The 14,709-nt window shown below is 42.4% G+C and carries 14 protein-coding genes and 2 pseudogenes; 4 read left to right on the top strand and 12 right to left on the bottom strand.

Annotated elements, in window-relative coordinates:
* Positions 1 to 26: 26 nt before the first annotated feature.
* Positions 27 to 1,019, bottom strand: a complete 993-nt coding sequence (locus G7Y90_RS07915; protein WP_250163841.1) for a CDP-alcohol phosphatidyltransferase family protein — start codon at positions 1,017 to 1,019, stop codon at positions 27 to 29.
* A 302-nt stretch (positions 1,020 to 1,321) separates the two neighbouring features.
* On the opposite strand from G7Y90_RS07915, the gene G7Y90_RS07910 reads away from it, so the two are divergent.
* Positions 1,322 to 2,194 carry a LysO family transporter gene (locus G7Y90_RS07910; protein WP_250163952.1) on the top strand — a complete coding sequence of 291 codons (873 nt, stop codon included), beginning with the start codon at positions 1,322 to 1,324 and terminating at the stop codon, positions 2,192 to 2,194.
* A 282-nt stretch (positions 2,195 to 2,476) separates the two neighbouring features.
* On the opposite strand, the gene G7Y90_RS07905 is transcribed toward G7Y90_RS07910, so the two are convergent.
* The 8 genes and pseudogenes from G7Y90_RS07905 to G7Y90_RS07870 all read right to left on the bottom strand — a co-directional run bounded on the left by G7Y90_RS07905 (position 2,477) and on the right by G7Y90_RS07870 (position 9,007).
* Positions 2,477 to 2,956 carry a hypothetical protein gene (locus G7Y90_RS07905; RefSeq protein ID WP_201559956.1) on the bottom strand — a complete coding sequence of 160 codons (480 nt, stop codon included), beginning with the start codon at positions 2,954 to 2,956 and terminating at the stop codon, positions 2,477 to 2,479.
* Between the two features lie 77 nt (positions 2,957 to 3,033).
* Positions 3,034 to 3,504 carry an OmpA family protein gene (locus G7Y90_RS07900; RefSeq protein WP_250163840.1) on the bottom strand — a complete coding sequence of 157 codons (471 nt, stop codon included), beginning with the start codon at positions 3,502 to 3,504 and terminating at the stop codon, positions 3,034 to 3,036.
* Between the two features lie 175 nt (positions 3,505 to 3,679).
* Complete coding sequence (locus G7Y90_RS07895; RefSeq protein ID WP_250163839.1) at positions 3,680 to 4,210, bottom strand: hypothetical protein; 531 nt, start codon at positions 4,208 to 4,210, stop codon at positions 3,680 to 3,682.
* The gene (locus tag G7Y90_RS07890; protein WP_250163838.1) at positions 4,207 to 4,875 is read right to left on the bottom strand and encodes a hypothetical protein; all 669 of its coding nucleotides are present in this window, start codon (positions 4,873 to 4,875) and stop codon (positions 4,207 to 4,209) included. Before G7Y90_RS07890 ends, G7Y90_RS07895 begins: the two co-directional genes overlap by 4 nt.
* A gap of 43 nt (positions 4,876 to 4,918) precedes the next feature.
* The gene (locus tag G7Y90_RS07885) at positions 4,919 to 5,596 is read right to left on the bottom strand and encodes an OmpA family protein (protein WP_250163837.1); all 678 of its coding nucleotides are present in this window, start codon (positions 5,594 to 5,596) and stop codon (positions 4,919 to 4,921) included.
* A 136-nt stretch (positions 5,597 to 5,732) separates the two neighbouring features.
* Positions 5,733 to 6,323 (bottom strand): OmpA family protein, encoded by a 591-nt coding sequence (locus G7Y90_RS07880; protein WP_250163836.1) that lies wholly within the window; start codon positions 6,321 to 6,323, stop codon positions 5,733 to 5,735.
* A gap of 39 nt (positions 6,324 to 6,362) precedes the next feature.
* On the bottom strand, positions 6,363 to 7,631 hold the full coding sequence (locus G7Y90_RS07875) for an FAD-dependent monooxygenase (protein ID WP_250163835.1): 1,269 nt from the start codon (positions 7,629 to 7,631) through the stop codon (positions 6,363 to 6,365).
* Positions 7,632 to 7,704: 73 nt separating this feature from the next.
* Positions 7,705 to 9,007, bottom strand: a pseudogene (locus tag G7Y90_RS07870) (FAD-dependent monooxygenase).
* Positions 9,008 to 9,630: 623 nt separating this feature from the next.
* Here G7Y90_RS07870 and G7Y90_RS07865 point away from each other — a divergent pair.
* Positions 9,631 to 10,724: pseudogene (locus tag G7Y90_RS07865) on the top strand (PhoH family protein).
* Between the two features lie 152 nt (positions 10,725 to 10,876).
* The gene (ybeY, locus tag G7Y90_RS07860) at positions 10,877 to 11,491 is read left to right on the top strand and encodes an rRNA maturation RNase YbeY (RefSeq protein WP_250163834.1); all 615 of its coding nucleotides are present in this window, start codon (positions 10,877 to 10,879) and stop codon (positions 11,489 to 11,491) included.
* A 267-nt stretch (positions 11,492 to 11,758) separates the two neighbouring features.
* Here the strand turns inward: ybeY and G7Y90_RS07855 are convergent, their stop codons facing one another.
* The 3 genes from G7Y90_RS07855 to G7Y90_RS07845 all read right to left on the bottom strand — a co-directional run bounded on the left by G7Y90_RS07855 (position 11,759) and on the right by G7Y90_RS07845 (position 13,361).
* Entirely contained in the window at positions 11,759 to 12,316 is a 558-nt protein-coding gene (locus G7Y90_RS07855; RefSeq protein ID WP_250163833.1) for a mechanosensitive ion channel family protein, read from the bottom strand.
* A gap of 164 nt (positions 12,317 to 12,480) precedes the next feature.
* On the bottom strand, positions 12,481 to 13,116 hold the full coding sequence (locus G7Y90_RS07850) for an energy transducer TonB (protein ID WP_250163832.1): 636 nt from the start codon (positions 13,114 to 13,116) through the stop codon (positions 12,481 to 12,483).
* Positions 13,101 to 13,361, bottom strand: a complete 261-nt coding sequence (locus tag G7Y90_RS07845; protein ID WP_250163831.1) for a hypothetical protein — start codon at positions 13,359 to 13,361, stop codon at positions 13,101 to 13,103. The genes G7Y90_RS07850 and G7Y90_RS07845 overlap by 16 nt, the downstream gene beginning before the upstream one ends.
* Before the next feature lie 523 nt (positions 13,362 to 13,884).
* Here G7Y90_RS07845 and G7Y90_RS07840 point away from each other — a divergent pair.
* Positions 13,885 to 14,664, top strand: a complete 780-nt coding sequence (locus tag G7Y90_RS07840; protein WP_045451664.1) for a hypothetical protein — start codon at positions 13,885 to 13,887, stop codon at positions 14,662 to 14,664.
* Positions 14,665 to 14,709 lie beyond the last annotated feature (45 nt).

Below are 14,709 nucleotides of genomic sequence, written 5' to 3'. Positions count from 1 at the left end.
TGCCATCGTAAGCGTTATAGCAACTTTCACCCGCTTATCAATTTGGAAGACGATAAATTGAGCGTATCACTAACCTGCTCCACTTTTTCATGACTATTGAGAGGGGTGGTCGGCATTATCTTAGGCTCCAAAAAGGAAGTTTTAATAGCAGAATTTGATAAAGGGGCATTTAATGAAGAAAAATTTGATAGAGGATAGCTTAATAAAGAATAATTTGATGAAACAGCATCGAAAAATAGCGTATTGGATTGACCAACATACATTTGGTAACCAAGCGGAAAAATAGATTTGTACGATGGCTCTGGTATTAACTCAAGAGTTTCTGAGTAATTTGAACGAAGCGCGGGTGGTTTACGTATCAAGTATAAATCTGCCATATAACGCAGGCGATTCAAGCAGGTTTTTAATAGTAGTGCCTCTGTCAGTATCAATAGTGGACGCGCTTTGATATGCGATAGCATGATCGGCATTTTAGTCGCCATGAAAGCGCCAAGCAAACCTAGTAAAAAAGCACGATCGCTTTTGCCTAAAGGCCCTTGGTTTGCTCTAATGTCTAACATCGTATTACTAGTGATACCTAGTAACTCAGTGCTGATACTAAGCGCAATCAGACCGATAATATGACGCTGATGGATTGATATACGGTTTGGTAAATTGACTGTCGACGCTTGTAAATTACCATTAGCAACATGCGGAGCTAAACTTGCGATAAGCGCCGTATCAGCCACGATATCACCCACTTCATTAAGCACTGCCCCAAGCCTTGAGGCTTGCCCATGCTCACGCGCCATCATGCCATCGATAGCATTGAGCGCCATACGCACAAACAGTGATGAAGGTAACAGCAACCATAATGCCTGCTGCTCAGTTGCGGGTTTGGCAATCATATAGGCCGTACCAAGGCTCAATAATACGGCTGACACCGTCACTTGATTTGCTGTCACCTTTTGCTCGACCAACACATCACTTATTGGGCGCAGCTGATCTTGAAACTGAGACTTGAGCTGATATAGCGACATGAGGCAAGCCAAATATAGTAAGTCTATTAATGTAGCAACAAAAGTTGGTCAGGTAAATACTTAAGCGTGTTAGCAGTCAAATTATCATGAATGAAATCCTGACTTACAGCTTAGTGATTCACGATTTTATCTTAACACTGAATATTGGTCGTTAAACAGTCGGCTTTTACAAGGAATCTTAGCCGCTCATGTCAGCATTGATCGTTTCATGTGATACAATTTCCAGCTTCTTAAAAACGCCTTTGAAAATGCCGCGAGCCAATCACCATGCAAACTAGTCCCTTGTTCTGGTATTAATGCCAATGTTTATTGGCTTTGCCATTCCTTCTCATCCAACCATGACAAAGCTTGCAGATAAAGGCTTATCTTATCTGGTATTTATCATCTTAGCGCTGATTGGTATCGAGCTGTCACAAGTTGAAGGACTTGGCAGTCAGATAGGCGAAATTGCGCTGTATGTGACCATACTATCGATTTTGACAATTGCCAGTGGTTTGTTTGCCCTGATGTTATTTGACCGACTGCGTCCATGGCATGCCAAAAAATCCAGCGTAAAATCTAAAGAACATCGCGTGAGTATCCGTGGTAGCCTCGCTCAAGTTATTTGTGTGGTCATTGGTATGGTGATTGGTTATTTCTTACCAGACAATTATATGCCGCCTGAAAATACGATGACGGTGATGCTGATGATATTAATTTTGTTGGTCGGCATTGGCTTAAAAGGCTCAGGTATTACGCTAAAAGAAGTGCTGCTGAACAAGCGCGGCGTTGAGATGAGTGTCATCTTTACACTAGCTGTATTGATTGGTGGCTTGATATTTGCGCTGATGTTCAGTGAGGTATCGTGGACCAAAGGCTTGGCACTGGCGTCAGGGTTTGGTTGGTACTCGCTATCAGCAATCGTCATGACCGATGCTTATGGCGCGGTTTGGGGCAGTGTCGCGCTATTTAATGACTTGGTGCGTGAGTTCTTTGCATTGATATTTATTCCCGTGTTTATGCGTAAATATCCATCAGCAGCAGTCGGGCTTGGCGGCGCGACGAGCTTAGATTTTACCTTACCAATTATTCAGCAATCTGGCGGTCTTAAAGTTGTGCCATTGGCGATTAGTTTTGGCTTTATTATTAATATTGTCTCGCCAGTGCTGATGGTGGTGTTTTCGGCGTTGGGGTAAGGTTAAATTTTGATGATTGGTAGTCATTAACCATCATCTGCAACGTTATTCAAATAACTCACAGTGCTTGGCATATTCACCATATTTTTGCATATCAGAATCATATTCAAGATTCATCAAATCATGAACTTCACTACTCGCCATTAAAGTTGCGCGGCGTTGTTTTGCCTCAATACTTTTAAGATTGAGCTTTTCAAAACTTGGATCTATAAACGCTGTATCTGTAACTATAATCTTATTTGAGCACTCATAAGTACGGATACGCTCAGCATCGATATTATATTACAACACTAAATTATTCTTAATAATTAGCGCGCGATTGCGTGATAAAGAATCGAAACCAAAAGTCGCTAAAGCATCTTTATCTATTTCACTTGTCGCTGCATGACCGAAAATAAAAACATTGGCTTTTGGGCGATCATTAAGACTTTCTGCTATTTTCACAAATACTGCATCATAGATATCAAATAGCTGACTGCTCATTTGCGAGAAAACCCCATTGAACTCCATTTCAAGTGCCTTGCCTCCCTCAATTATTATTTCACAGCCTTTAGCATCAATTACTACATTGGGTCGCGTTTCAGGGCATTCGTCTATAGCATCAAGCACACCATCGCCATCTAAATCGCTATCTGCCTGCATCGTTCTGATATTTTCATCTTTAGGTAGCTTTTTAGACGGCGCAGTTGTATTAGTTTGGCAGCCAGCTAAACCAATAAATAATGCCAGTAGCAATAAATTTCCATAGTTTCTAGTTGTCATTGCTACTCTCTTTTCATTCAGAATAATTTAAGGCTTTATCTGTCATCACTTTCAGTTTTTTTGAAATGTTTAATATATTACTTAACATTACTAATAAGCGCATAGATACGCTGGTTGAGCCAACTGTTTTCGATATCATTTGGCGCAATTGGACGTTCTGATCCATAGTAAAAAGTCTTAATACGATCAGGATCAATATTATATGTCATGGTCATATAATTTTTAACTCCTTCCACGCGGTATCTTGATAATGTTTGATTTGCATTATTGTCTTCACGTTTGGATATATGCCCTTCAATATGCATAACAGCGTCCAAATGAACTTGCATTTTTTTGCCTGCGTTATCTAGCTGTTCATAATACTCACTTTTTATCTCACTGCTATTTTCATCATAATAGGCTCTAGCTTCCATCATAAATTCATTTTCACCAAAAAGTAAGGAATCTGGACACCCTCTTTCATCTATCACTACGTTAAAAGGTGTACCTGGACATTCATCTATATCATCGAGTACGCCATCGCCATCTGAATCAATCTCTGCTTGCATCGTCCTGATATTTTCATCTTTAGGTAGCTTTTTAGACGGCGCAGCTGTAGTGGTTTGGCAGCCAGCTAAAGCAATAGATGCTTTAATAAAACGCTATAAAGTCCCATCAGTAGCCTTCCTCTATACAATTAAATACTACTTTAGCATTCGTAAAAAAAATTAAGAAAAGTATAACCTAAGCCATCTCTAGATTTTTTTCCACCTGACACGCCTTATCATGCCACTGGATAAACTCATCAATATGAGAAGGTGCTCCACTGCCACTTTCCCTAGCAACCTCTTTACCAACCATACTTTCGACATAATGGCATGCTCGATAGTTTTTGGCATACTTATCATAATCAGCCATCCATTGTTTGCGCGCTTTTAACTCATGTTGACGTTGCTCAATGCTACTATCTATATCTGTGTTCTCGGAGCCAAACCAAAAGTCCTTAGCAGGGATATCTTTAGCCAACTTCTTATTTTCAACTTCACTCATACGCCACGGCTTGGCAGTAATCCGCGCTCGAAAGCACTGTTGCACCTGACACAGACGGACATAATTGGTATCCGCATGGAAATATGCAAACCAACCTTCTACCACGTTATCACTTGGCGATACAACATCGTGAGTCGCAATAATACGAAAGCCTGCAGGTGTTTGATATAAACGAAAGCATTCGGTAGGATGATTAGCAATACGTTTTTTGATCAAATCCGTCATATAGGGCAGTAACGAGGCGGCGTCATCGGCATATTTTTGCGCGCGGGCCTTGTCTTTAACACTGGCTTGTTGCCACAAATAGACGGTCGCCCAAACATAACGACTAACAGCCATAACCATGACAACCCCAACCAAGCGATAATACTGGCGATGAGTATAAAAACAATAACAAAAGCCCAAACTTTTATTTTGGTTGTTGGATTGCTTTGATTAATGAGAAAGGCAGGCATAAAGCCATGATGGTTATAATCATCAGGATAGTTATGACGCAATAAATCATCATTATCAACATCAATAATGGCGATATTATCGACGTTAGCGACTTGTGCGCCATAGCTGTTGCGCGTGACAATGAGCTTCGTTACTGCTGCACTATTATTAGATAATTCATTTTTTGGAAAATCATGCTCATAAATAATCTCTTCACGAATAGGAATGCTATTGCCTTCGTTATACTCTTCCCTGCGCTCACGGCGTAAGATATCTTCACCTGCCAGCCAGCGATGATGCGCCTCATTGACTCGCAATTTAGCATGGGATAGCGCTTCCATTTGGCTATCTGACCAACCGTAACGTTTTATAGTGGCTTGCTTGGAAGGTTTACTAGACGTTTCTAGCGATTCAAAGCGCTGTTTGTGTTGCGCCCAGTATTTAGGGATGAGCATGAAGTTTACCTTCGAGTAGTTATTTTTATTTTATGGTTATTTATTAATAAATGACAAAACTAAAACTCGATACACCTGTTGAGCCTAGGTCATTTTGATGATAATTAGCTTTGTAGTTTTTTAAATCAGTTACTAAGCTATAAACTCTACGATTCATAGATCTGCCTTCCTCGGTATCAGAAGGTGCAATAGAACCTTTAATACCGCAATCGAGAGTAGTCAGACGACTAGACTCGATTTTGTGATTTAAAACTAGGTAGTTTTTAACAATGAGTGCTCTATTCTTAGCTAGTGAGTTTGATTGCAACATTGAGGTAGAAGCTTTATTGACCTCATCCTTCGAGACATGAGCTTCAATTTTCATAGTAGCCGTATCATAGTTATTCATTTGTTCTGCTACTCTATCAAGCTCATCATGATACTGTGGCAGTAATTCACTGCTGTCCTTGGTAAAAAAAGCACGATACTCCATCATTGGAGGCATACCAATAAGACTTGTAATCTCAGGACAACCTCTTTCGTCCACTACCACGTTCTCTGTCGTATTTGGGCATTGATCTAAATCATCAGGCACGCCGTCGCCGTCGCTATCTAAATTAATCAGAATAATTGGCAAATTAATAGTTTGAGCTTTTTGGTTAGACAAGTCATGTGTTTGACATGCGGATAGCGTTAAGACGCTGATTAAAACAACAAGTATACTTCTCAATAGCGTATTCATAAATTATTTCTTCTAAAGCTGCTGACAGACTTCTTTATAATGCTTCAAAGAATGCTGCTCATCAGGGTAATTCCTAGAATATGCTTTATCAGCTTCTATTACCGCCCCAAAAACTCTTTGATTCAACAATGACATTTCAGCAGCATGCAGTTTCAATATTAGCACCTTCATTATTAACACCAAGCTGAATTTTATCCCTGCAATCAAACGCCAAAATTTTATCAGCAACAATCCCTTGCTCTACTAAATAATCTTTGACTAATTTCACGCGATTACTCGCTAAGCGTCTATTATTAGGCGTGGCGTTAGTGGCTTGACGGTTTTCAGCTTCAGCTTTGGAGATATGGCCTGATAAAATGGTAACTAAGTCAGGATTGTTACGCGTTTTTTCAGCGACCTTTTGTACTTCAGTTAAATAAGCTTCGTTGGTTAGGGTAATACTATCTGAGGTGAAATAGACTCGAATATCCATTACTAGTGACCCAATCAAATTGACCGCCACTGGACAACCATAGGGATCAACCTTGACCCCTTCAGCAGTGTTAGGACAGTTATCAATTTCATCGGGCACGCCGTCATTGTCTGTATCTGCAAGTGGTTCTATCAATACTTTAGGTGTGTTGTCTGCCTTTTTATCTATTGTATTATTTTTAGGTGTAGATTGGCAGGAGGCTAAAATAAAACTAGCTATTACGACAGCTATCGCCATCCATGACTGAGTCTTCATACGCCATCCTTAGTTTAGTTAATAACTTCATTCAAACCTCTAAACCCCACTCGCCTGTTTAGCAAACAAACGCATCAATGGCTTGATTTTGCCAACGCGATACATACCTTCATTACGAATTTGTTGAATAGGACGCATCTGTGCAAGTGACCCTGCAAATAGCCAGTTAAGCGCCGAGAAGCTGTGCATCATTAGACTGTTATGCGGACGGCGCAAACGCTCGTAGCTACGCAACGTTTGATTGCTGCCCCAGCTGGTTCCACCACTACGTTCAAAATCATGTGCCAATTGCTCGCTTAAAGTCTGTACATCGAGCATGCCCAGATTCAACCCTTGACCCGCTAACGGATGGACGCCATGCGCTGCATCACCGATCAAGACTAGGTTGTCCGCGACGTAGCTTTTCGCTTGTTGCGCGGTCAGTGGAAAGCTAGCGATTGACTCAATCTGAGTGATAGCACCTAACTCATAGTTACTGGCAGCAGCCAATTTATCAGCAATGACGCGCGCGTCCTCCTCTATCAACGCCAATGCTTGATTGCGCGGCAATGTCCATACGATCGACTGCCAATGTTGTGGGTTGGCTTTATCCTCATCGGTAATATCCGCTAACGGCAATAGTGCCAGCGTACCTGTGGGCAGCATTGCTTGGCGCGCAGTCGCTTGATGCGGTTTTTCGGTGTGAATCGCACAGCAAATAGCGGTTTGATTATAATCAAGTGTATCTAGCCCAATCGCCGCTTGCTGGCGCACAAATGAGCCACGACCATCAGCACCAACCAGCAGCATCGCATCGATAGCAGTCTGATTGTCTAACGTCACACGGTAGCCTTGATCTGCACCTAACCAATCCATGTTTGTGACTTTTTGCCCCGCGATAATGGTTAGATAGTCACTGACATCATCTTCATACAGGCGTTGCCACAATGCATGTTCAATGACGGCAGGCTCGACCATGCTACCGAGCATTTTCGGTAAATGACTGTTAGGATAATTATCAGCACTGTCACCAAATAATAGCTCGCCCATGCCATTCAGTTGCCATACCTGCATTTGTGAGTAGTCCGCTTTACGCTCAGAGGCAGCAATCTTTTGCCATGCGCCCACGTCTTTAAGTAAGTTAATACTGGCAAGACTCAAGGCATAAACGCGCGCATCCCGCTTGCCAAGCACCTGTTGCCATTCTGAGTCATCACGTGCAGGGCGAGCATCAATTAACGTCACGGGCATTTTTGCTTGCGCCAACTTTAAAGCAAGCGTTGCCCCAACAATACCGCTACCGATAATCAGCGTATGATTATTCTTCATAAGTTATTCCTATAGTTAAGTGCAATCGTATAGAACATTGGTCTAGACCGTTAATATACCGTGATATGGCAAACTAGGACTTTAATCCCATCGCGTAGTTAGCGACTAGTGGCTTAATATTTGGCAGTTTATCAAAGGCAACCAAGGCCACATTCCTTGCCAACTTGATGGCTGGATTAGGATGGGTAAAACCATGTACCACGGCATCACAGAAGCGAATGACGCGTTTTTGATCGCTTAGACGCGCTGTCTCATAGCGTTTTAACAGTTGCGTATCGCCGATGTCTTCGCCCTTTAGCACTTGCGCGCTCATCATTTGTGCCAGCACATGGGCATCGCGCATACAGAGGTTAAAACCTTGTCCTGCAACAGGGTGCAAAGTGTGGGCGGCATTACCCATGATGACACAGCGACCCTCGACTTGCTTGTCTGCCAGCACGCGTGTCAGTGGATAAGCGCCGCGGCGACCAGCAGCGACAAACGTGCCCGCACGCTCACCAAAGGCTTGCTGCAATGTCGCTAAGAAATGCGCATCGTCTGCTAAGTATTTATCTTCCCCTTTTGGGCAGACCCAAACCACCGAGCGTCTATAGCCTGTCTGATAGTCATCATTGCCGTCACCTTCTGGATCGGTCAATGGCAACACCGCCAGTGGCCCTGCTGGACTAAAACGCTCTATCGCCACATGTTCGTGTGGCTTGTCCGTTTCTACCACACCGACGATAGCGGTTTGCTGATAATCAAAATTCGTCGTGCCACATATTTATAATTGGCGTACCGTCGAATCGCGACCATCACAGGCGACCAAAACGCTGGCTTGCAATTGCTGCTCATGCTCCTCTTGACCATAATAGTTAAAGCTGAGTGTCACCCCATCCGCTTTTGGGTCACGGCGCTGACATTGGCATTATCGATCAAAGTGATTAATGGCTCTTGCTGCGCGGCTACTAAAAGCTTACGTCCGAGCCACGCATTTTCCATCACTTGTCCAAATGACTCGACCCGCTCTTCAGCTTTGTTTAATTGTGCACGCCCAAAGCTGCCTTGCTCACTAATTTGCACCGCATCGATACGACAAGCATGACTTTGCAACTCATCCCATAACCCAATCTCTTGATAAATCTGTACCGTACGACGTGACAGTGCTGTATTGCGGCTGTCTAAATATGGCTGCTATTGCTGTCATCATTTGGACTGATGGTTGGATAGCTATTTTTTTCTAATAACGTGCTAGCAATACCGTGATGCGCTAGTAACAGTGCAAATGACAATCCCACATGACCACCGCCAGCGATGAGGACTTGCTGTTCAGTAGCTGCCTTTTTATGTTCAAACTTTTTTTTAGCATTCGATAAATTCACATCACTATTTTGCATTATTATTCCTAATTTTCATGTCTATTTTACGCTGTTGGGCGCACGCACTATAAGCGATGAATAATCGCTAGAATTATCTTAATTTTATAGGGAATAGTTAACATTCACACATCGGCATAGCCTTAGTCGAATACGTAATATGCCCTAACCTTCGTCAGCTTTCATCATTTTATTCATCTTTTAAACCTCGCGACGAAGTACTATGACATCCCCCATAGATTACCACAAATCACTCATCACTCTGTCGCCTTAACAGTAGCCAAAACGTATAACAGAAACGCTTGATTTCGTCACGCTCTAAACGTTATTTGCAATACTGTAACCCGCTCAAAAGTAGACATAAAAATATCAATGTCGAAAAGCGGTTGCAATCGTCGTACAAAAACAGTGTCATCTGTTCGACGTATGGCTTGAAATTTAAAATCTATCGACCATAATAAAGGCAAGACCGTTACTTATCATCACTCCTAAAACGAATAATAATTCTACCGTCATTTCTATCTCTATAACGTAAAGCCAAGACCATAACGACCGACCATTTTATCTCTTAAACCCGCAATGCCATCAAAACCAAATCATAGCGTTGGGGTACATAATAAAAGGATAATCGCTTGACTGATTCCATGAGCCGCCGTATAAAGTTTGAATCATTGACACCCGCACAGCTCAAAACCGTGCTTGGTGAATACAACAACCACATGAAATATATCCAACAACGCCTCGATATCAAAATCATGCAGCGTCAAGGTGACTTCTGCTTGAGTGGCGACATATCGAATGTCGAGCGCGGTGAACGTATTATTTATAAACTGGTAGACGAGGCACAGAATACCAAGGACATTAGCGCAGCGGAGCTACATCTTATTATCCAATCAAGCATTTCTCGTGATGAAGATATGGAAGCGGATGAGCAAGAAGCCAAGGATAATGCAGACGCTGAGGCGGACTTAGAATCAGCTCACGAGTTTACGCCAGTTAGCTTACGCACGCGTAAAGGTCGTATCATTCCTCGCGGTGGCAATCAGCAGACCTACGTCCAAAACGTACTGAACTCTGATGTCTCATTCGGTATTGGCCCTGCTGGTACGGGTAAGACCTATTTAGCCGTGGCTTGCGCCGTGGATATGCTTGAGCGTAATGAGATTGAGCGGATTTTATTGGTGCGTCCGGCGGTAGAAGCTGGTGAAAAACTGGGCTTTCTGCCAGGTGACTTGACGCAAAAAATCGATCCCTACTTGCGTCCATTATATGATGCGCTATATGAGATGATCGGCGTTGAAAAAGTGGGCAAGCTGATTGAAAATCATCGAAATCAGCACCACCCCTTGCCTATATGCGCGGTCGTACGTTAAACAACTCGTTTGTCATCTTAGATGAAGCGCAAAACACCACGCCTGAACAGATGAAAATGTTTTTGACCCGTTTGGGTTTCGGTTCACGAGCAGTAATTACAGGTGATATTACACAGGTCGATTTGCCACGTGGTCATAAGTCAGGCTTAGCGCAAGCAATGGAAATCTTAAGTGGTATTGAAGAAATTCATATCACCAAGTTTGATTCAAAAGATGTGGTACGTCATCAATTGGTACAGAAAATTGTAGAAGCCTACGATGTTTATGATGAAGAACAAGTAGCGTTAGAAGAAAAGCGTAAGTTTGAGCGCAGAAAAGAGCAAGAGCGTAAACAAGTTATTGCTAATGCTGCAGCCAAGCTATAAACGGTCTAGCCTGCTACTTAATTTTATAAAAATGCAAAGCCGGATTACTATCAGTAATCCGGTTTTTTACGACGAGAGCTTTTTAGATTTAGTCATAAGTTCTATCAGATGATAAAGCACACCATCTTACAATAAAGTAAAAGGATAATGGCATGAGCCAAGAGAAGGGTAACAACAGCTTTGACAACCATGATACAAATGAGCGTGCTGGCAATGATGCCAGTTTGGCAGCACTTGATATCAGTGCCACCAGTAGTATTGATGATGACATACTAGACACTTTTTATGATCGTAAGCACTTACAGTCTGTGATGATGGCAGCGTTGGATTATATCGATGGGCGCATTAAAGAAGGTCTGACGCTACCCTATTTTGTAGATATCGACCCTGAGCTATGGCAAGAGAAATCTAAAGTATTAGACATATACATTACCGATGAAATTGAGGGTCAGGCATTAAATCTGGAAGCTCGCGGTAAGGATTATGCGACCAATATTTTATCTTATCCAAGTGATTTGCCAGCCGCAATTATTGAGCTGATGCCAACGCTACCCCTCGGTGAGCTGGTCATCTGTCATGGCGTCATAGTACGTGAAGCCGCAGAACAAGAAAAGACAACCGCACAGCACATTAGCCATTTACTGATACATGGTGTGCTGCACTTATTGGGTTTTGATCATGAGCTTGGACAAGCCGAGCAAGATGAGATGGAACGGTTTGAAATTGAGATTTTAGCAGGTCTCAGCCTTCCAAACCCTTATACTTAGTTCGAATTTTTAGCGACTAGTCTTTGGTCATCGGTAGCTTTTGTGCTTGACTCATCTGATTAATCATCTGATCCAATCCTTTAACATGGACATTACGCTGCGGGAATGGAATGTCGATTTTTTATCATCCAAGGCGTATTTGTGCTTGCCCCACAAATCACACGCATGTCCACCAGTCAGGTGTCCAAATATTTAGCGTCAAGTCTACTGAGTTATCACCCAATTGGTGACGCGTACGATAGGTCAGGGTCAGTAAAGGCCAACGGATTATTTTTTTGCCAAATTCAACATCACGTTTTTGGCAGTTTTGATATCGGCATCATAGCCAATACCAACCGTGATATCGACACGGCGGTTGGGTAGCGCCGTATAGTTCGTCACAGCTGAAGTCGTAATATCACTATTTGGGATAATGATATCGTGATTGTTTATCGTCGTCAGGTGGGTATTGACCAAAGTGATTTCTGTTACGGTTCCTGTGTAGCTGCTGATTTGCACATAATCGCCGCGTACAAAGGGGCGAAACGTCACAATCATGATGCCAGCGGCAAAGTTAGACAACTGATCTTTTAGTGACAGACCAATGGCTACTGCAGCACCGCCCAATATAGCGACGACTGAGGTGGTCTGTACGCCAACCTTACTCAAGGCAGCCAACGCAACCACGACCAGTAGCACTCCGTAGATTAGACGACCTAAAAAGTTCGCAACGGTGTCATCTAAGCGACTACGCAACATCATTTTGTGAGCAACGGTGACTGCTTTTTTAGCAAGCCAGCGACCTACGACGAATATTAATATCGCTAACGCAACTTTAATGACCAAGCTTAATGCGTTACTGGTTAAGTTGGCAACATCTATTGTAAAACCTAAAATTCCATACTGACTCTTTATTTTATAGCGGTGTGTGGTATTCGTTTGTTATAAACATTGGTATCTTATCTGTTTGCAGCGTAGCTAACGCTCATCATCTATATATTGAATTCGCCCTAATAAGTAACATCCACTTTATCGCTGTAACGATAGGTACGTATCAAACGCAGCTCAACAATATCTTCCATGTCTTTGGTAAATTTACCAAAGGGCGCTGCTTGGCGTACCGATTGCTTTGCTGCTTCATCTAATAATGTGGAGTTGGAGCTTTCAAGCAGACGTATGGCTTTGATATTACCATCACTACTAATGATGACCATAAGGCGCACTTCGCCCGTGATACCTTGTGCCCGTGCCTGCATGGGATAATGCAAATTCCCAATGCGTTCGACATGCTCACGGAAAGTATTAATATCAGCCGCGGCACCACGCGTCGTCGAGTTGCTATCGACCGTCACTACTTTTGATTTGGTTGCATAAACTTGCTGACGTTGAGACAGCTGTGTCTCTAAAGTAGCAATTTGTTTGCGCAGACGCTCTTCTTGCGCCATCATATCATCTTGTGCTTGCTTGCTATCATTATCAGACTCCACGCTCGCTTGACGCCAGCTTAAGGTGGTACGCAGATAGCTTTCTTGATAATGCTGCTGGCGGACTTGACGCTGCAGGCTAATCACATCTTGCGTCTCACTTATTTGCTCAGCAGACAATGGGCTGATTTGGTCGTTCTCTTGTCTTAATTGCTCCTCCACTGTGCCGCCACCTTCTTGGGAGGCATTAGCAATAAAGTGGGCGTTTCATTTGGCTGCATATTGTCAGTTAGCGCTTTTGCCACATCTTGCATCATTGCCGCAGGATCTTTGCCCATCGAAAAGCCAATACCAAAAATAATGGCGTGTACGGCCACAGCGATAACGATGGCCACTGGTAAACTAACATCACGCTTAGGTGCTTGCGCGGAAAAATGATAGCTTTGTGAATCTTTGATATAGGCCACAATGGGTCTCAGCTTATGAATATGAGCTTATAAATACAAGACAGCAAGTAATAAGCGTTATGATAATGGGCAGGATTTATACTGGCGCTATCATAACATGACATAGAATTCTGTCGCTAGCACAACCGTTGCCGACTCATTTTAATCCACTCACACATTACTTATCTCCTTTGGTCAATTTATTGACGAGCGGAACCAGCAAAAATGATATAACACCAATGCGGTTATGTCATCGCTAGACCGTATTTTGAACATATAAGCATTGCCAATTAAATGATTTGCGACAAAACCCATGTGTCCATTTTGAAGCCATCATATTTGTTATATACTGTTTTATAATTTTTGTGTCATTAGGGCGGGTTAAACAGGCGTAAATAGACAGGGCAGATTATTGCTGATTTGGCAAAAACGCATACAATGACCACTCGCCAGCTTTCATTAAAGAACAGTCTGTCATTTTTAATCAGTCGCTCTTTATGCCATTGAGTCAGCTACCTCCCCTATAATTATAAGGATAATAAGTTTGAGTGATTTTGATAACAGGGATAATTCAGACAATTTTGATGAATTTTTTGAAAATATGGGCTATCGTTTCGACGAATCATTTAGCGATGGTTGGGAGCGCCTTACCCAATCAATCAAACAGATATATCATAGAACGACTGATAAATTCGAAGATGAGTTGTCGCTGCCAGTGGCACAGATTTATGTCAATGATGCGCTGCAGAAGTTCGTCACTGATAATGTAAAAGCCATCTTAGAGCTGCGTGTTGAGATGCATGATGACTGGTTCCGCTTATACTGTACGGTCGATGCTGGTGGCATTTATGCAGAGGTGGCGAGTAATTTTAGTTTGATTCATGTACAGCTCGATCGTAACGTCCAGCGATTTGTCTTTGGTCAACAGACTTATACTGATGTGCTAAATCTACGTTGTGAGTCGTTTATTAAGCGCCAAGGTATCAAACTGTTTATTTGGTTTTATCACACTATTCTGAAAAAAGACCCTTTAGGCTTTATTCTCTCCTATATCAATATCGCCCGTGCAAAGGACGAGGTTATCTACCTTGATATCAATCGCTGGTTAAAAAAGAACAAAAAAATCATGAGCACTTTGCATAAAGTTCAAGTCAACTATGGCGAACTTGAAGAAGAGCAAATGATTTTGAAAACTCAAATCAATTATCGTGATTTATTGGCTGCCAGCAGTAACGAAGATATCATCGGCGATGATGATGAGCCTGAGCTGATGCAAGGCCCTATTAACCCAATAGATGATGCGACCGAACCGAGTCAGGTATAAATCCCTCAGTATAAAAATGACGTTTTTTAGTTAGCAAAAAGCGCT

It is taken from the genome of Psychrobacter sp. WY6 (assembly GCF_018448495.1).
GTDB lineage: Bacteria > Pseudomonadota > Gammaproteobacteria > Pseudomonadales > Moraxellaceae > Psychrobacter.
Note: the sequence above shows the minus strand (reverse complement) of the source record. Positions and strands in the feature narration are given on the sequence as shown.

Excerpts from the sequence above, each read along its gene's own strand:
- G7Y90_RS07885 (WP_250163837.1), bottom strand. The coding sequence starts at position 5,596 with ATGAATACGCTATTGAGAAGTATACTTGTTGTTTTAATCAGCGTCTTA.
- G7Y90_RS07900 (WP_250163840.1), bottom strand. The coding sequence starts at position 3,504 with ATGCAAGCAGAGATTGATTCAGATGGCGATGGCGTACTCGATGATATA.
- G7Y90_RS07905 (WP_201559956.1), bottom strand. The coding sequence starts at position 2,956 with ATGACAACTAGAAACTATGGAAATTTATTGCTACTGGCATTATTTATT.
- G7Y90_RS07875 (WP_250163835.1), bottom strand. The coding sequence starts at position 7,631 with ATGAAGAATAATCATACGCTGATTATCGGTAGCGGTATTGTTGGGGCA.
- ybeY (WP_250163834.1), top strand. The coding sequence starts at position 10,877 with ATGAGCCAAGAGAAGGGTAACAACAGCTTTGACAACCATGATACAAAT.
- G7Y90_RS07915 (WP_250163841.1), bottom strand. The coding sequence starts at position 1,019 with ATGTCGCTATATCAGCTCAAGTCTCAGTTTCAAGATCAGCTGCGCCCA.
- G7Y90_RS07890 (WP_250163838.1), bottom strand. The coding sequence starts at position 4,875 with ATGCTCATCCCTAAATACTGGGCGCAACACAAACAGCGCTTTGAATCG.
- G7Y90_RS07880 (WP_250163836.1), bottom strand. The coding sequence starts at position 6,323 with ATGAAGACTCAGTCATGGATGGCGATAGCTGTCGTAATAGCTAGTTTT.
- G7Y90_RS07895 (WP_250163839.1), bottom strand. The coding sequence starts at position 4,210 with ATGACGGATTTGATCAAAAAACGTATTGCTAATCATCCTACCGAATGC.
- G7Y90_RS07910 (WP_250163952.1), top strand. The coding sequence starts at position 1,322 with ATGTTTATTGGCTTTGCCATTCCTTCTCATCCAACCATGACAAAGCTT.